The organism is Streptomyces turgidiscabies Car8 (assembly GCF_000331005.1).
Taxonomy (GTDB): Bacteria; Actinomycetota; Actinomycetes; order Streptomycetales; family Streptomycetaceae; genus Streptomyces; species Streptomyces turgidiscabies.
This window is the reverse complement of sequence record NZ_AEJB01000631.1, coordinates 1-16,902: the sequence shown is the minus strand read 5'-3', so window position 1 is coordinate 16,902 and position 16,902 is coordinate 1. Positions and strand designations below refer to the sequence as shown.

At 68.9% G+C, this 16,902-nt stretch carries 15 protein-coding genes and 1 pseudogene; 7 read left to right on the top strand and 9 right to left on the bottom strand.

Annotation, left to right across the window (positions count from 1 at the left end; all coding sequences use genetic code 11):
• From STRTUCAR8_RS53760 to STRTUCAR8_RS44135, 4 genes and pseudogenes are all read right to left on the bottom strand, one after another.
• Positions 1–206 (bottom strand): annotated as a pseudogene (locus STRTUCAR8_RS53760) (hypothetical protein); the annotation flags it as partial.
• Positions 207–215: 9 nt separating this feature from the next.
• Entirely contained in the window at positions 216–806 is a 591-nt protein-coding gene (thpR, locus tag STRTUCAR8_RS44145; RefSeq protein WP_006382990.1) for an RNA 2',3'-cyclic phosphodiesterase, read from the bottom strand.
• 14 nt (positions 807–820) lie between these two features.
• Complete coding sequence (locus STRTUCAR8_RS44140; RefSeq protein WP_044473947.1) at positions 821–2,158, bottom strand: MFS transporter; 1,338 nt, start codon at positions 2,156–2,158, stop codon at positions 821–823.
• A gap of 508 nt (positions 2,159–2,666) precedes the next feature.
• Positions 2,667–3,104, bottom strand: coding sequence for a MarR family winged helix-turn-helix transcriptional regulator (locus tag STRTUCAR8_RS44135; protein WP_006382999.1), 438 nt, complete (start codon positions 3,102–3,104; stop codon positions 2,667–2,669).
• 155 nt (positions 3,105–3,259) lie between these two features.
• Here STRTUCAR8_RS44135 and STRTUCAR8_RS44130 point away from each other — a divergent pair, with 155 nt between their 5' ends.
• Complete coding sequence (locus STRTUCAR8_RS44130; RefSeq protein WP_044473944.1) at positions 3,260–3,442, top strand: hypothetical protein; 183 nt, start codon at positions 3,260–3,262, stop codon at positions 3,440–3,442.
• A gap of 23 nt (positions 3,443–3,465) precedes the next feature.
• On the opposite strand, the gene STRTUCAR8_RS44125 is transcribed toward STRTUCAR8_RS44130, so the two are convergent.
• Positions 3,466–4,875 carry an NCS2 family permease gene (locus STRTUCAR8_RS44125; RefSeq protein WP_006382992.1) on the bottom strand — a complete coding sequence of 470 codons (1,410 nt, stop codon included), beginning with the start codon at positions 4,873–4,875 and terminating at the stop codon, positions 3,466–3,468.
• A gap of 190 nt (positions 4,876–5,065) precedes the next feature.
• Between STRTUCAR8_RS44125 and STRTUCAR8_RS44120 the strand changes: the two genes are divergently transcribed.
• Positions 5,066–5,335, top strand: coding sequence for a DUF2530 domain-containing protein (locus tag STRTUCAR8_RS44120; protein WP_006383001.1), 270 nt, complete (start codon positions 5,066–5,068; stop codon positions 5,333–5,335).
• A gap of 145 nt (positions 5,336–5,480) precedes the next feature.
• Positions 5,481–7,913 carry an HAD-IC family P-type ATPase gene (locus tag STRTUCAR8_RS44115; RefSeq protein ID WP_006383000.1) on the top strand — a complete coding sequence of 811 codons (2,433 nt, stop codon included), beginning with the start codon at positions 5,481–5,483 and terminating at the stop codon, positions 7,911–7,913.
• Positions 7,914–7,957: 44 nt separating this feature from the next.
• On the opposite strand, the gene STRTUCAR8_RS44110 is transcribed toward STRTUCAR8_RS44115, so the two are convergent.
• Positions 7,958–8,884 (bottom strand): hypothetical protein, encoded by a 927-nt coding sequence (locus STRTUCAR8_RS44110; RefSeq protein ID WP_006382995.1) that lies wholly within the window; start codon positions 8,882–8,884, stop codon positions 7,958–7,960.
• A 248-nt stretch (positions 8,885–9,132) separates the two neighbouring features.
• Entirely contained in the window at positions 9,133–10,065 is a 933-nt protein-coding gene (locus STRTUCAR8_RS44105) for a hypothetical protein (RefSeq protein WP_006382993.1), read from the bottom strand.
• A 241-nt stretch (positions 10,066–10,306) separates the two neighbouring features.
• Between STRTUCAR8_RS44105 and STRTUCAR8_RS50955 the strand changes: the two genes are divergently transcribed.
• The 3 genes from STRTUCAR8_RS50955 to STRTUCAR8_RS48580 are packed head-to-tail and all read left to right on the top strand — an operon-like array spanning position 10,307 to position 11,433.
• The gene (locus STRTUCAR8_RS50955) at positions 10,307–10,723 is read left to right on the top strand and encodes a hypothetical protein (protein ID WP_078507500.1); all 417 of its coding nucleotides are present in this window, start codon (positions 10,307–10,309) and stop codon (positions 10,721–10,723) included.
• Between the two features lie 6 nt (positions 10,724–10,729).
• A complete protein-coding gene (locus STRTUCAR8_RS44100; protein WP_006382998.1) occupies positions 10,730–11,020 on the top strand; it encodes a barstar family protein in 291 nt (96 codons plus the stop codon).
• A gap of 50 nt (positions 11,021–11,070) precedes the next feature.
• Positions 11,071–11,433, top strand: a complete 363-nt coding sequence (locus STRTUCAR8_RS48580; protein WP_006382987.1) for a DUF6086 family protein — start codon at positions 11,071–11,073, stop codon at positions 11,431–11,433.
• A 139-nt stretch (positions 11,434–11,572) separates the two neighbouring features.
• Here STRTUCAR8_RS48580 and STRTUCAR8_RS44090 read toward each other — a convergent pair whose 3' ends face one another.
• Both STRTUCAR8_RS44090 and STRTUCAR8_RS44085 read right to left on the bottom strand, forming a co-directional pair.
• Positions 11,573–12,373 (bottom strand): hypothetical protein, encoded by an 801-nt coding sequence (locus tag STRTUCAR8_RS44090; protein WP_006382991.1) that lies wholly within the window; start codon positions 12,371–12,373, stop codon positions 11,573–11,575.
• A 251-nt stretch (positions 12,374–12,624) separates the two neighbouring features.
• A complete protein-coding gene (locus STRTUCAR8_RS44085; RefSeq protein WP_006382994.1) occupies positions 12,625–15,774 on the bottom strand; it encodes a sacsin N-terminal ATP-binding-like domain-containing protein in 3,150 nt (1,049 codons plus the stop codon).
• A 177-nt stretch (positions 15,775–15,951) separates the two neighbouring features.
• Between STRTUCAR8_RS44085 and STRTUCAR8_RS44080 the strand changes: the two genes are divergently transcribed.
• Positions 15,952–16,839, top strand: coding sequence for a prohibitin family protein (locus STRTUCAR8_RS44080; RefSeq protein ID WP_006382996.1), 888 nt, complete (start codon positions 15,952–15,954; stop codon positions 16,837–16,839).
• Positions 16,840–16,902 lie beyond the last annotated feature (63 nt).

Here is a 16,902-nt window from a genome sequence, read left to right as displayed (position 1 = left end):
TCGCGGAGATCCACCGGACCGCCGCCAAGGGCGCCAAGGCGATCTCCTTCCCGGAGAACCCGGCGCCTCGCGGTCTGCCCTCCTTCCACACCGACCACTGGGACCCGGTGTTCTCGGCGGCCGAGGAGACCCGCCGCCACCGCTACCGCCACGAACAACAACACGAGCGCACCGGCCATCACCCGGTTCCGGATTTTCGGATTCACGCGCCGAGCCTAACCGGCCGCGCCGAGGGGCCAACGGGCGACCACCTCGTACCGGGGCTGTTCCCCCGGCACCCCCGACTTCGGCAGATTGCTGCGTACGAGCGCGAGGTCGTCCACCGTCCACGTGCGACTCGTGAACGCGTCCAGGGCCTCGACGTACGGCCGCACCTCGAAGGCCTCGCGGCTGCGCGCCACGGTGAGGTGGGCCTGGTAGCGCCGGTGCTCCCCCATGTCGACGCCCGCCTTCCGGCCCGCCGCCTCCGCCCGGTCGGCCAGCAGGCGCAGCACGTTCACATCACCGGCGGCGCCCGCCCACAGCGCCCGCCCGTGACCGAACTGCCCGCCGCCGCACACCGACAGCGCGAACGCGTCCGTACGGTGGGCGGCCCGCTCCAGCCGCTCAGACAGCTCCGGTACGACGTCCTCGTCCACCTCGCCGTAGAAGGCGAGGGTGAAGTGCCAGCCGGGTACGCCGGTCCAGCGCAGCCCGTCCGCACCCGGCAGACCCCTCAACCCGGCCACCGCGACGGCGAGTTGCCCGGCGACGTCCTCGGGCGGCAGTACGGCGGCGAACAGCCGGACCGTGTTCATGGCACTCATACGGCTCACCGTACTCACGCCACCGAGGTCACCGGCTCCCGCCGTCCCTCGTCCTGCGCCTGGTCCTGCTGCTGCGCCGGCTGCCCCGTCCGCCGCTGTGCGTCTCCCTGCCGCTTGACGAGGCTGACGCGTGGGTGTCCGGAGTTCCAGTCGGCGGAGACTCTCAGACCGCCCACGCGGGCCAGGACCAGGCCGACCGTCAGGGCGGCGGCCGTCGCGACGACGCCGCCGAAGGCGAGGCCGACCCGGGGGCCGTACGCGTCCGTGATCCAGCCGACCAGCGGTGCGCCCAGCGGCGTACCGCCCATGAAGACCATCATGAACAGGGCCATGACCCGGCCTCGCATGGCGGGGTCCGTGGCCATCTGGACCGAGGTGTTGGCCGTGACGTTGACCGTGAGGCCGGCGATCCCGATCGGGATCATCAGCAGCGCGAACAGCCACAGGGACGGGGCCACCGATGCGACGATCTCCAGCGCGCCGAAGACCACGGCCGCCGCGACGAGGACGCGCAGCTTCGCCGTACCGCGCCGGGCGGCGAGCAGGGCACCCGCCAGGGAACCGACCGCCATCAGGGTGTTGAAGAAGCTGTACGCGCCGGCGCCGGCGTGGAAGACGTCGTCCGCGTACGCCGAGAGGACGACCGGGAAGTTGAAACCGAAGGTGCCGATGAACCCGACGAGGATGATCGGCCAGACCAGCTCGGGCCGTCCGGCGACATAGTGCAGGCCCTCGCGCAGCTGGCCCTTGGCGCGCGGTGCCCGCTCCACGGCGATCAGTTCCCGGCCGCGCATGAGCAGCAGGGCGGCCATGGGGGCGACGAAGGACAGCCCGTTGAAGAGGAAGGCCCAGCCCGTGCCGACGCCGGTGATCATCAGACCGGCGACGGCGGGTCCGACGAGACGTGCGGACTGGAAGTTCGCGGAGTTGAGGCTGACGGCGTTCTGCAGCTGCCCGGGCTCGACCATCTCGGACACGAAGGACTGGCGGGCCGGGTTGTCGACGACCGTGGCGAGACCGACGGCGAAGGCGGCGAGGTAGACGTGCCAGACCTCGACGCCACCCGTGAGCGTCAGGGCGGCGAGCACGAGGCCGGTGACGGCCATCATCGCCTGCGTGACGAGCAGGGTGGGGCGCTTGGGCAGCCGGTCGACGAGGACTCCGCCGTACAGCCCGAAGAGCAGCATCGGCAGGAACTGGAGCGCGGTCGTGATGCCGACGGCGGCCGAGGATCCGGTGAGGCTGAGGACCAGCCAGTCCTGGGCGATGCGCTGCATCCAGGTGCCGGTGTTCGAGACGACCTGGCCGAGGAAGAAGAGGCGGTAGTTGCGCACCCGCAGCGAGCTGAACATGGAGGACCGGGCGGGCGGCGTGGCCGTGGTGGCGGGATCAGGGGTGCTGGAGCCGGGGCCGGGGCCGGGGAGCGCAGAATCCGGTTCGGAGACCGCGGAAGCCGGAGTCGGACCGGGAGCGGAAGTGGGTGCGGTGACGGAATCGGGGACGGGCTGGAGCTCGTGGGCGAGCTGCGGCTCGGGGACGGGCTGGAGCTCGGTGACGGGCTGGAGCTCGTGGGCGAGCTGCGGCTCGGGGACGGGCTGGAGCTCGGGGACGGGCTGGAGCTCGTGGGCGAGCTGCGGCTCGGTGACAGGCTGGAGCTCGGTGACGGGCTGGAGCTCGTGGGCGAGCTGCGGCTCGGTGACAGGCTGGAGCTCGGGGACGGGCTGGAGCTCGTGGGCGAGCTGCGGCTCGGGGACAGGCTGAGGTTCGTGGGCGAGCTGGGGGTCGTGGGCGGCTGGTGCGGGTGCGGAGTCTGCTCCGGTTCCCGAACTCAAAGAAATTCGCCTCCTTGCTGGGTCCTGACTACAGATGCGCGAGCTTCTCCAGGACGGGGGCGGCGGCGCGCAGTTTCGCCCACTCGTCCTCGTCGAGGTTGTCGACGAGGCCGGCCAGCCAGGCGTTCCGCTTACGACGGCTCTCTTCGAGCATCGCTTCGGCCTGCTCGGTCTGGGTGACGACCTTCTGGCGCCGGTCCTCGGGATGCGGCTCCAGTCGGACCAGCCCCTTGCCCTCCAGCAACGCGACGATACGGGTCATGGAGGGTGGCTGCACGTGCTCCTTGCGAGCCAGCTCGCCCGGTGTGGCCGAGCCGCAGCGGGCAAGGGTGCCCAGCACCGACATCTCGGTGGGGCTCAGCGACTCGTCGACGCGCTGGTGCTTGAGTCGGCGCGAGAGGCGCATCACGGCGGAGCGCAGTGAGTTCACGGCGGCAGCGTCGTCGCCATGGGTTAGGTCCGGCATGTTCTTTAGCCTAACTCATTACTCTGACTAAAGACCACTCCCGACGCGCCGAATCGCCCGTGAGAAGGGCCACTGAACCTCCACATCACCCTTACGAGTGAATCGACAGCAAAAAGCCCCCCGCCGCCCCGTATCGGCCCGCGACCCTCGTCTCCATGGGGACCAACGTGCTCAGCCTGCGGATAGACGGGGAGCTGCTCGACCGGCTCCGGGACCATGCGGCGAAAAGGGGAGTGAGCGTCCAGGACTACGTGGTCCAGACGCTCATCCGGAACGACTTCGACGAACGGTTCCAGAGCGCGGTCGAGGAGACGGAGAGGTTCTACGGGGTGCCGTAGGACGTCCCGGGGATCGGGCCGGGTCAGATCAGGCCCAGCGCCGGCATCAGGTAGTAGAACCCGAAGACGGCGGCGACGACGTACATGGCGACCGGGATCTCGCGTCCGCGACCGGCCGCCAGCCGCAGCACCACGAAGGTGATGAAGCCCATGCCGATGCCGTTGGTGATCGAGTAGGTGAAGGGCATCATCACCATCGTCACGAAGGCCGGGATCGCGATGGTGTGGTCGGCCCAGTCGATCTCCCTGACCGAGCCGGCCAGGATCAGGAAGCCGACGGCGAGCAGGGCCGGGGTGGCCGCCTGCGACGGGACCATCGTGGCGACGGGGGTCAGGAACAGCGCGACGGCGAAGAGCGAACCGGTGACCACGTTCGCGAACCCGGTGCGCGCCCCCTCCCCCACCCCGGCGGTGGACTCGACGAAGCAGGTGGTGGCGGAGGAGGAGCTGACACCACCGGCGGCGACGGCGATGCCGTCGACGAACAGGACCTTGTTGATGCCGGGCATGTTGCCCTGCGCGTCGGTGAGCCTGGCCTCGTCGCTGACGCCCATGATCGTGCCCATCGCGTCGAAGAAGCACGAGAGCAGGACGGTGAAGACGAAGAGGGTGCCGGTCAGCACGCCGACCTTGCCGAACCCGCCGAAGAGACTGACCTTGCCGATGAGCCCGAAGTCGGGGCTGGCGACCGGGTTGCCGGGCCACTTGGGCGTGGTGAGCCCCCAGGAGGGCACGGTCGCGACCGCGTTGATGATCACGGCCAGCACGGTCATGGCGACGATCGAGATCAGGATCGCGCCGGGCACCTTGCGGGTGATCAGCGCGAGGGTGAGCAGGGTGCCCAGCACGAAGACGAGCACCGGCCAGCCGTTGAGGTGACCGTCGCCGCCGAGCTGCAGCGGAACGGTCGTCTGCGCGACGTCCGGGATCCGCGTCACGAACCCGGAGTCGACGAGCCCGATCAGCATGATGAACAGCCCGATACCGATCGCGATGCCCTTGCGCAGCCCCAGCGGCACGGCGTTCATGACGCGCTCACGAAGCCCCGTGGCGACGAGCAGCATGACGACGAGCCCGGCGAGTACGACCATCCCCATGGCGTCCGGCCAGGACATACGCGGCGCGAGCTGGAGCGCGACGACGGTGTTGACCCCGAGCCCGGCCGCCAGCGCGATGGGCACGTTGCCGACGACGCCCATGAGGAGTGTGGTGAAGGCGGCTGTCACGGCGGTGGCGGTGACCAGCTGTCCGCTGTCGAGGTGGTGGCCGTACATGTCCTTGGCGCTGCCGAGGATGATCGGGTTCAGCACGATGATGTAGGCCATCGCGAAGAAGGTGGCGAACCCGCCGCGGATCTCCCGGGGCAGGGTGCTGCCCCGCTCGGAGATCTTGAAATGGCGGTCGAGGGCCTTGGCGGGGGCCGAGGTGGACATGCGTGTGCTCGTGTTTCTGTAGACGTGTTGGGGTTTCGTACGAAAGAAAAGAGACAGAGTCAGGTCGTTTCAGTATGAATATATGTTGATGAAATGACCATCTCCGCGCGTAGACCACTGGTACACAAGGGATGCAGGAGACGCCCGGGGTCCGCGGAGCGCCCGCCGTCGGCCCTCGTAAGCTGTGCGCATGGCGAAGTGGACACCGAAGCACGAGGCGCCGGAGCCCCTGGAGGGCCCCGTCGTCGCCACCATCACGGGCGGCACGATCCTCTGGTTCGTCCTCTTCCTGGTCCAGCTCCCCTTCTACGGCTGGCAGAAGGACCACGGCCACGAGTGGTGGGTGTGGACGTGCCTCGCGGGCGCGGGGCTGGGCCTGTACGGGACCTGGTACGTACGGAAGCGGGATGCGGCGATCAGGTCGAGCACATCCAGCCCGGCCGGCCCGTCCGTCGACTGAGGGCAAGGCCCCACGAGGGCCCCTTAAGGGTCGGCAGCGGCACCTACAACCACGGCACCATTTCTCGCTCCGCCCCTCCTCCCCAGGTCGGATCTTTGGCGCACTCGGCGTGTGAAGCCCTAAATCCGCACGTACCGTCGAACACATGACGCACATCGACGCCGGCGCCGAACTCGATCCTGCGCACCCCGTCCCCCTCCCCGGCGCCGCGCCGGGCAAAGGGCCCCGCGGGAACGCCCCCGGCCTCACCGCCGCGGAAGTCGCCGAACGCGTCGCCCGCGGCGAGGTCAACGACGTCCCCGTACACAGCAGTCGCAGCGTCTCCGAGATCGTCCGCGCCAACGTCTTCACCCGGTTCAACGCGATCATCGGCGTGCTCTGGCTGATCACGATGTTCGTCGCCCCGTTCCAGGACACCCTGTTCGGGTACGTCATCCTCGCCAACACCGGCATCGGGATCATCCAGGAGTGGCGGGCGAAGAAGACCCTCGACTCCCTCGCCGTGATCGGCGAAGCCAGACCAACGGTCCGCCGCGACGGTGTCTCCGCCGAGGTGAGCACCTCCGGGATCGTCCTCGGGGACCTCATCGAGATCGGCCCCGGCGACAAGATCGTCGTGGACGGCGAGTGCGTCGAGGCCGACGGACTGGAGATCGACGAGTCGCTGCTCACCGGCGAGGCCGACCCCGTCGTCAAACAGCCCGGTGACCCCGTCATGTCGGGCAGCTTCGTCGTCGCGGGCGGCGGTGCCTTCACTGCCACGAAGGTCGGCCGGGAGGCGTACGCGGTCCAACTCGCCGAAGAGGCCTCCCGTTTCACTCTCGTCCACTCGGAACTCCGAACCGGGATCTCGACAATCCTCAAGTACGTGACCTGGATGATGGTGCCGGCCGCGATAGGCCTGTGCATCACCCAACTGGTCGTCAAGGACAACGATTTGAAGGACTCGATCGCCCGTACCGTCGGCGGCATCGTCCCGATGGTCCCGGAGGGCCTCGTCCTGCTCACCTCCGTCGCCTTTGCGATCGGTGTCATCCGGCTCGGCCGGAAGCAGGTCCTCGTACAGGAGTTGCCCGCGATCGAGGGCCTCGCGCGCGTCGACACGGTCTGCCTCGACAAGACGGGCACGCTGACCGAGGGCGGCATGGACGTGACCGAGCTGCGCTCCCTCAACGGCAGCGACGAGACCTACGTACGACGGGTCCTGGGCGCGCTCGGCGAGTCCGACCCCCACCCGAACGCCTCCCTCCAGGCCATCATCGACGCTTACCCGGACAGCGAGGACTGGCGCTGCACCGAGTCGCTGCCGTTTTCCTCGGCACGCAAGTACAGCGGCGCCTCGTTCAGCGAGGGCAACGGCGAGAGCAGTACGTGGCTGCTGGGTGCCCCGGACGTCCTGCTCTCCTCCGACAACCCGGCCGACACACCCGCCCTCAGCGAGACGGACCGGCTGAACCAGGCCGGCCTGCGCGTCCTGCTCCTCACCCGCACCACCCGCGAACTCGACCACCCGGAGGTCGTCACCGGCACCACCCCCACCGCCCTGGTCGTCCTGGAGCAGCGCCTGCGCCCCGACGCGGCGGACACCCTCCGCTACTTCGCCGAACAGGACGTCGAGGCGAAGGTCATCTCGGGCGACAACGCGGTGTCGGTCGGCGCGGTGGCGACCAAGCTGGGCCTGACCGGCACAACGGTCGACGCCCGCCAACTCCCCGCCGAAACCGACGACATGGCGAAGGCTCTCGACGAGGGCACGGTCTTCGGCCGGGTCACCCCGCAGCAGAAGCGGGACATGGTGGGCGCGTTGCAGTCACGCGGACACACGGTGGCGATGACGGGCGACGGCGTGAACGACGTACTCGCCCTCAAGGACGCCGACATCGGCGTGGCGATGGGTTCGGGCTCGGAGGCGACACGCGCGGTGGCCCAGATCGTCCTGCTCGACAACAGCTTCGCGACGCTGCCCTCGGTGGTCGCGGAGGGCCGCAGGGTCATCGGCAACATCACGCGGGTTGCCACCCTGTTCCTGGTGAAGACGGTCTACTCGGTCCTCCTGGCCGTCCTGGTGGTCTGCTGGCAGGTCGAATACCCGTTCCTGCCCCGCCACTTGACGCTGCTCTCCACCCTGACGATCGGCATCCCGGCGTTCTTCCTGGCCCTGGCCCCCAACAGGGAACGCGCGAAACCCCACTTCGTACGAAGGGTCATGCGCTACTCGATCCCGGGCGGAGTACTGGCGGCCGTAGCCACCTTCACCACTTACCTGATCGCCCGTCACCACTACACGGGCGAGGGCGCGTTGGACGCGGAGACGAGCGCGGCGACCCTGACCCTGTTCCTGATCTCCATGTGGGTACTGGCGATCATCGCCCGCCCCTACACCTGGTGGCGGCTCGCCCTGGTCGCGTCGATGGGCGCGGGCTTCCTGCTGGTGCTCGTCGTACCGTCACTCCAGGAGTTCTTCGCGCTGAAGCTGGTGGGCGCGACGATGCCGTGGATCGCGGTGGGTGTCGCGGCGGTGGCGGCGGCCATCCTGGAACTCCTGTGGAGGTGGGTGGACCGCCGCTTCCCGGCGTAGTGCTTACGAGCCGTACGACCTATCCGTACGAGCTGTGGGGAGCTCTACTTCACGTCGATGAAGTCCGCGGCGGCACTCGAACCCACGGTGGTCGCGGTGCCCGCGAAGACGTAGCGGAAGAACCCGTCGACGGTCGCCTTGACGGTGGTCTTCAGTTCGCCCGAGGCCGTCGTCTTGATGGTCTTGACGACGGTGTAGGCACTGGCCCCGTTCTTACGGAACTGCAGCTGCACCGGCTGGGTCGCGTACCCGGTGTAGTTGGGCCCGTCCCAGTTGGCACGGGTCAGCTTGCCGGTGACCGTGATGGTCGCGTTCTTCCTGACCGGCTCCGGGGTGGCGTTGACCGTCAGCTTGGAGAGACGGCGCACGGTGGTGGTGCCGAGGTCGCCCTGCTGGGCGATGCCGACCTTGGAGGGGTCGAAGTCGTTGCCCTCGGGGTCCTGACCGTTGAACGCGATGGCAATACCGCCCGCCGTCCAGCGGGCACCGGCGTCGGTGTTGGTCAGGTCGCCCTCACCGGGATAGATATCGAGGTTGGCCTTGCAGTTGGCGGTCGTCGTGGAGGTGGCGGTGCAGGTGCCGGCCTTCTCGCTGCCGAGCGTGTTACTGGGGTCGAGTTCGGAGCCCTCGTAGAGATAGGGACTGCTCGTGAAGTCGGAGGCCTTGATATTGACCTCGGTACCGTGGGTCATCGTGTAGGTGACCGGGACGACGAGGTGACCGCCTGCGCCGGCGTTGATCGACTTGGCGACCTTGAAGTTGGAGAAGGAGACGTTCAGCTTGTACGGCGCGACGCCGGCGACGGGCGAGGTGATGAACGCGGACTTGCCGGTCCCCAGGATCTTCGCGACGCTCGCGCGGTAGGTGGAGTCTCCGCCGGAAGCGTGGACATCGGCCTGCGCGGCCGGCACGGCGAGAGCGGAGAGGGCCAGGGCGCCGGAGACGGCGGCCACGGTGGCACGTATACGCATGCGTGTTCCCCACATGGAGATGGGACCCGACGGCGATCGTGCGCATGGCGCGCGTTCACCACGGGGCCCAAATGATCGTGGAGCCTGATGGCCCCCGTGATCAGATTCGATACGGGAGTGGTTGGTTGTGCGGAGGGGACGTAATTTTGCGCACCTCTTGCACACAGGTCCGCCGCCGACCCGGAGAACACGGAGGGTCGACGGCGGTTGCGTGCGTTTCACCAAACTTGCGGCGTATGTGGCGGCGGTTACTTCACATCGACGAAGTCGGGCGTGGCACCGATGGCGCCGGTGGTCGCCGTACCCGTGAAGACGTACCGGAAGTACCCGTCGGAGGCGGCCTTGACGGTGGTCTTCAGGTCGCCCTTGGTGGTCGTCTTGATGGTCTTGACGACGGTGTAGGCGCTCGTCCCGTTCTTACGGAACTGCAACTGCACCGGCTGGGTCGCGTACCCGGTGTAGTTGGCGCCGTCCCAGTTGGCGCGGGTCAGCTTGCCGGTGACCGTGATGGTCTTGCCCTTGACGACGGGCTCCGGGGTGGCGTTGACCGTCAGCTTCGCGGCACGCAGGAGGTTGGGGCCGGCGAGACGGTCCTTCTCCACTATTCCGACCTTCGAGGGGTCGAAGTCGTCGCTGCCGATGTCCTGGCCGTTCCAGGCCTCCGCGTAGGCGAACGCCTTCCACTTCCCGGCGCTCTCGTTGAACAGGTCCCGGGTCGGGTGGATGACGATCGACTGGGTGCAGTTGGCGACGGTCGCTGACGCGGCCGTGCAGTGGGCCCAGTCGTCGCCGAACAGCCCGAAGTCGGACTCCATGTACGAGGCGCCGTAGTACAGCTCGACGTCGGTGAAGAAGTCCTCGGCGGCGATGTCGACGTCGGCGCCGTGGGTCAGCGTGTAGGTGATCGGCACGGTCACCGTGCCGGTGACGCCCGCGACGATCGACTTACCGTTGTTGATCTTGATGTTGGAGAAGGAGGCGTTCAGGGCGTACGGCGTGCCGGCGTCGTCAGCGACGGCCGAGGTACTGAACGCGGACTTGCCGGAGGCAGCCTGACCGGCCGCGAGCATCTTGACCGCGTCCACGCGGGACACGGAACCGTCGGCCTGCGCGGCCGGCACGGCAAGGGCAGAGAGGGCCAGGGCGCCGGTGACGGCGGCCACGGTGGCACGTATGCGCATGCGTTTCCCCAAGTGGAGAAAGGGGGCCCGAAGGTGGTCGTCCTCACGGCTTGTCGTCACACCGGGGGCCCAAGTGATCGTTGAGTCAGTTGACCCGCATGCTCAGATCCGCGACGGGCGGGGATGGTTGTACGGAGATCAGGGATTCCCCGGCACCTCACCTGTGACGTCCGTCACTCTCGCAACTGGCGCCACACTGCCTGCAGAGCTCCGACCAGACACCGGACGAGGGGAGTCCAGAGTGAACAACTACAAACAAATAAGCCGGCTTGCCGCCTACCACCTCGAAGAGAGCTACGTCCTCGAAATTGAGGCTCGCCCAGGATCGCTGGCTTTCGAATTGGACCTGGCCCTGAGTACCGACCACCCGCTGCACGGTCCCGCTTCACCCGGCGAGAGGCATTGCTACCGACGCGGAAGGTTGGAGTTCTCGCCCTTAGCAGACCTCCACTGGACCGACCAAGGGACCCCACCCGCAAAGGATGCGACCGGCGAGCTGGATTACGGGAGCATCGACTCTCTTGAAGTGAATGGGAATCTGTACACCATTACAGGCGACTTCGGGCACATCTCCGTCACCGCCCTGGATCTGTCGATCCGCTTGCGTTCCCACCGGGCACCGACCGGCGGGCCAGTCAATGCGACAAACCGGAAATGAGGACTCATGAAGGTGGAAATCAGAGGTTCGACGATTCGTTCCGAGAAAGATCTGCATGAGATATTGTCGCGAGTTCTAGATTTCGGCCCCCACTACGGAGCCAATCTGAACGCTCTGTGGGATCGGCTGTCGACAGACGTGGAGCGCCCGGTCAAGATCATCTGGAAGGAATCGGGTCTCAGCAGAACGGCGCTGGGGGAGAATGAATTCAAAGTGATTCACGATCTCCTGCTCCGCGTCCAGTCGCAGGATCAATCCTTTGGATGGCCCGACCGCTTCTCCGTAACGTTCGAGTAGCATGCGCGAATCCCCGGCCTCGGGCTGGATCACAGACTGGAGATTGCGAATTGAGTTACCCGTTCGAGCACGGCACCGAGACCCTTTGGGACGCGGGATACCACAGCGGGAAGTTGTACGCCTCGCTTGCGCAGGGCACGGCTGAGTTCCTGGAGCTGCCGTCCGGGCTGACGCCCAACGCGCAAGGTGGCTGTGACGTGGACCCAATAGCGTTCCAGGCCTTCGTCGAGGGGCTCTACCGCAGCTACTCCGCGACCCGGAACGAGCTGCTGCACGGGCTGGTGCACGGATTGCTGCTGACCTCCCTCGTCCTCCTGGACCGAGCAGGGGGCTCAATTGGCCTGAGGCCGGAGCACCAGGATGCCTTCGTAAGCGAAAAGGCGGCCCTCGCGCGTTCGATGGGCACGTTGTAGGACGCGGCAACCGCAGGGTCTCCTCGAAGCCGAAGCACGAAGGCCGATGCCACCCTGGCTGGGCGGTACCGGCCTTCGTTCATCGTTCATCGTTCATCGTTCGCCATGCCTCGCACGAGCCCTGCGGCCCGCACCTCATCTACTTCACGTCGATGACGTCCCCGACCGCGTTGATCGGGGCCGTCGTCGACGAGCCCGCGAAGGCGTAGCGGTAGGTGCCGTCGACCGTGGCCTTCACCGTGGTCTTCAGGGCGCCGGCGGCACCCGCCTTGACCGTCTTGACGGTGGTGAAGGTGGTGGCGCCCTTCTTCTTGAACTGGAGGGTCACCGGGGCGTTGACGTAGCCCGTGTACTTGTTGGTGGCCCAGTTGGCGCGGGTCAGGGTGCCCTTGACCGTGATGGTCGCGTTCTTCCTGACCGGCTCCGGGGTGGCGTCGGTGGTCAGCTTCGAGTGGAACTTGATCTGGGTGGTGCCAAGGTTGCCCTGAGCCTTGTAGCCGCCCTCGTCCGTGACAGCGACAGCGACAGCGCCCACGTTCCAGGAACGCGCATCGGTGTTCCGGAGCCTGGCATCCTCACCGCTGGTGTGCAGGGCGAAGGAGGACTTGCAACTGGCTGTGGTCGACGAGGTGGCCGTGCAGGAACCGGGGTCTTCACCGCCGAGGCGAACCTTGTCCACGTCTACGGTCGTGCCGACGTAGAGGAACGGAAGGACGAAGAGCTTGTCCGAGCCGATGTCCAGCCCAGCCGCGTGCTTGAACGTGTACGTCACCGGGACGGTGGCGGTCCCCGTCGCCTTGGCGACGATCGGCTTGCCGTTGTTGATCGTGACCTTGGTGAAGGTGACGTCGGGCGCCGTCGCGGCCTGTGCGGCGGGCACGGCGAAGGCGGAGAGGGCCAGGGCGCCGGTGACGGCGGCCACAGTGGCACGAATACGCATGCGTTTCCCCAAGTGGAGAAAGGGGGCCCGGTGGTGCTCGTCCGTACGGATCCCTCCGTACCGCGTGCAGTCGCACCCGGGCCCAAATCATCTGGGAGTCTCTTGACTCGCTCGCTCAGATGCGTGACGGATGGGAATGGTTGTACGGAAGTTGCGGGATGTTGCGTAGAACACACTGCCTACGAGCCGATGGCCCGGCGACGCGGACACCTCGTGGGTATCCACGCCGCCTCGCCGCTCATCCACTCACCTCAGTCGAACCAGCGGTCCCGCGCCAGTTCGGTCGTCCTCGACGGGTCCTCGATCAGGGCCGCCACCTCGAACCGTCGCGGCCACTGGCCGGCCGCCCAGGCGAGGGCCGCCGCGACGCCCTCCAGCGTGGCGGCGTGCAGCACACCGTCAGGCGTCCTGCGCCAGTCCAGTTCCACGCCGTCCACGACGAGCTCCTCGTGCTCGACGTAGGTGGCCGGGGTCCCCGGACCGAGCAGGACCCGTACCGACTCCGGTACGTCGTGCTCCGCACCCTCCGACGTCACCTCGCCCGTGACCGACTCGCTCAGGCGCCGTACCTGGAACAGCTCGGCCAGTTCGGCCGCCTTCGCCGGGCGTACGGGGAGCAGCGGCACCCCCGATGTGAAGGGCAGCAGGTCGGGTGAGTCGACGACCACGGCGTCCGCCGCGTCCACGACCTCCACGTGGCCGTCGACCACCGCCCGCAAGTCGTCGGGCAGCGTGACCTGTTCCGGGTCGAGGTCGGTCAACGCGCCGTAGAGGGCGTGCAGTTGGGCGCCGGTCACCTCACGGTCGGGGTCGGCGAGGCGGTCCAGCAGTTCGGCGGCGCCGCCCGGCTCGTCGAGGAGGGCGGCGACCGTCGTGCGTACTCCCAGGGCCCGCAGCACCTGCTCGTCGTCGAACCCGGTGGCGTCGGCCTCCTCGTACAGGCCGCGCAGGAGCGGGTCGCCGCCCGCCGCCAGGAGACCGGCCGGGCGCCTTCCGTCCAGCACCGGGTTTCCGCGCAGCCACCAGGCGGTGTACGGCCGTACGAGTTCATGCGTGCCGTCGGGCAGCAGGACTCGCACCGGCTGGACGATCGCGTCCCGCAGGGGCGGCTGGGCGAGGAGGGCGAGAGCCTGGGGCCAGTGGTCGTCGTCCACGAGGTCGAGGTCGCGTACGGCGACCAATTCCGTGGCGACGGGAGGTACGGGCGAGTCGGGGAAGCGGTCGAGGATGTCCTCGCTCCACACGTCCACGGCGTCGAGCAGCCCCGGGTCGTCGGGTTCGGCGAAGTCGCTGTCCCGGGGGTCCAGTTCGTCCGGGTCGAGGACGACGTCGGTGGCGCGTACGAGGGCGAAGGTCGCGAGGACTCCGCAGGCGGCGAGCGGCTGCTCGCCCCAACGGTCGGCCAACTCGGCGTCCACCGAGGCGAGTTCGCCCTCCCGGATCACCTGGGCGAACGGGCTGCCGGGGAGGACGAGTTCACCGGCGGGGGCCAGCTCGCCGTCCTCGTCGGGGAGGGCGAGGGCGCCGAGCCACGGTTCGTCACCGGGTTCGAGACCCGCGTCCCGTACGAGGGCGAGGACCGTGTCCGCCAACTCCTCGGCGTCGGGGGTGCCTTCGTCGTCCCACGACAGGCTGCGGGCGTCCTCGTCGAGCGAGGCGGCGACGGCGGCCCGTACCTGCGGGGTGGTGAGGACGGCGCGCGGGGTGGCCGGGAGGGCGCCGAGCTTCTCCAGGAGGGGGTGGGCGGCGTCCGGGTGGGCGACCTTGAGGCCGAGGCGGGCCAGGGTCTCCGGGGCGGCGGCCCCCACCTCGCCGCCGGTGGGCAGCAGTACCTGCCGGGGCCCGATGGTCGTACGCCCGTCGGCGAGCGGTACGGGCAGTCCGGTCAGCCGGTCGGGGTCGACGCCGGCCAGGCTGTCGTACAGCCGGTGCCACCACTCGGGTGCCTTCTCCAGGCCGGCCAGCCGGTCGACGGCGTCGGTCAGGCGAACGCGGGCGACCCCCAACGTCCGTAGCTCCACCCGGCGTTCGAGCCCGGCGGGCAGCAGCGTGGGCAGCACCTCGGCGAGGACGCGGACGGTGTCTGCCCCGGCGCCCTCGACCACCTCGGCGTCCCGGGGGCGCAGGGCGGAGGGCAGTTCCTCGTCGTCCCCCGGGTCGAGCGCGGGCGGGAGGAAGGCGGTGCGCGGGAGCCGTTCGAGGATCGCGTGCCGCAGCTGACCGTCGAGTTCGCCCTTGCCCAGCGGGCCGGGTACGAGCGCGATGATGCCCTCGCCCACCGGGCGCCAGTCGGCGAGGAGTTCGGTGTAGGCGTCGGCGGCGCGCTGCACGAGGAAGTCGGTGAGCGGGCCCGGCGCGGCATGCCGGCGGGCGGTGTCCAGCGGGAGCGAGGCGATGAGCAGCGCCGGTACGCCCAGCGGCTCGTCGCTCGGTGTGGGCGCGTGCACGACGGGGCTGGTCCGGGGCGGTACGGGGTTCCCGTCGGCGTCGACGGGCACGGCCCAGGTGACCGACCAGTGCGGACGCAGCCGCTCCTCGACCGGCCGCCCGACCAACAGGGCGGCGTCCAGGGACCCGTGCGCGGAGACGGTGCGCCAACGGCTCGTACCGTCGCGGGAGTCCTCGACGAGGGTCAGCGAGTCGTCGGTACGGCGGCTGAGGGTGCGCGTCTGCTCCCCCACCTCGATGACGACCTCTTCCAGCCCGGGCAGCGTCAGAAGGAGCGCGTCGTCGACGCCGTTCAGCAGCCGCTCGGCCAGATCCTCGGCGGCGGTGTCGCGCAGGGGGAGGATGACGGCCGTGTCGTACGGGGCCGGGGCGGTGCCCTCGGCGGCGAACGGCAGCCGGAGCAGGGGCACATGGCCGTCGCGACGGCGGACCTCGTCACCGAGCCCGGGGCTGTGCCGGGCGGTCTCGGCGGCCAGTTCGCGGGCCTCGGCGAGCGCCCACCGCACACCACCGTGCCGCCCGACGACGGCGGGTTCGTCGCTCACGGCGAGGACGGCGGCGAAGCCGACGCCGAACCGGCCGACCGCGGCCGTCCCCTTGCCGCCGTCGCTGTCCTGGACGTCCCGCTTGGCGGAGGCGCGCAGCGTGGAGAGGGACTCGATACCGGTGGCGTCCAGCGGGGCACCGGTGTTGGCGGCGACGAGGACGCCCTCGCGCAGGGTGAGCCGGAACCTGCCCGGCACCCCGGCGCGCGCGGCGGCGTCGGCGGCGTTCTGGGCGAGCTCGACGACGAGCCGGTCCCGGTAGCCGCCGAGGACGAGGTCCTCCTCGGCGTTGGCGTCCTCACGGAACCGGGCGGGGCTGGTCGCCCAGGCGTCCAGAACGCCCCGGCGCAGACGGGCCGTACCGAAAGGATCCGCGCCCTCAGCTGCAGGTCGCACGAACTTGCTCACGTAGATCCACTCTCCTCATCGGCGTGAGCAAGAAGGTACCGCGCGCCGGACAGGGCCCCCGCCCACCGGCCCTGTTCGCCTGCGGGGGCGCCCCTTAGCATTCCCTCCGGATCACGCCCGAGGCGGCGCCGGTCCGCGAACCAGGTACCAAGTACCTGTTCCTCAGGGGGGATTTCCATGTTCGTGCTGTCCATACTGCTGCTCATAGCGGCGGTCGTGCTCTTCGTCGTCGGCCGGGGCCGAGACGTGGGCGGGTGGAAGATCGGGGCGGCGCTCAGTGCCGTGGCCGCCGTGCTGGCCGGCGTCTTCGCGTGTGTCCATGTCGTGAGCGCCTACGAGGTCGGGGTGCCGGTGACCTTCGGCAAGATCGGGAAGCCGATGACCTCGGGCGTCCAGTTCAAGTCGCCGTTCACCGATGTCACGTCCTTCTCCACGCGCCCGGTGGACCTCGACCTCTACGACAAGAGCGTGGTGGAGGTCCGTTCCTCGCAGGGCGGGGTGCTGTACGCGGACGTCACCATCAAGTGGGCCGTCGTACCGGCCAAGGCCGTCGAGCTGTACCGGCTGGCGGGCAGTTCGGAGGCCGTCGAGGAGCGGCTGGTGGTGCCGGACAGCCGCGAGATCATCCGTAACGTCTTCGCGAAGCACACCAGCGAGGAGGGCTACGCCTCCGCCCGCGAGCAGATCGGCTCGGAGATCGCCGCCCTCGTCAAGGAGCGGCTGGCGCCGCGCGGGATCGACGTCACCAACGTCAATCTGCGCAACGTGAGGCCGTCGGACAAGCTGCAGGACCAGATCGACAAGAAGATCCAGCAGGAGCAGGCCACCGAGCGGGCCGTCGAGGCGGCGCGTACGGCCAAGGCGGAGGCCGAGCGCAAGCGGATCGAGGCGGAGGGCATCGCCCGCGCCAACGAGATCCTCGCGAAGTCGCTGAGCGACAAGGTGCTGTACAACCAGTGCCTGGAGGCTTTCAAGGAGGCGGCCAAGGCCAACCCGGTGTACGCGGTGCCGTGCGGCACGAACGCGAACGGGACGCCGGTGATCGTGGACAACAGCAAGAACTGATCGGTGGTTCGTCGACTGCGGGCCGGTGGGGGCCGGTCGCGCAGTTCCCCGCGCCCCTGGGGG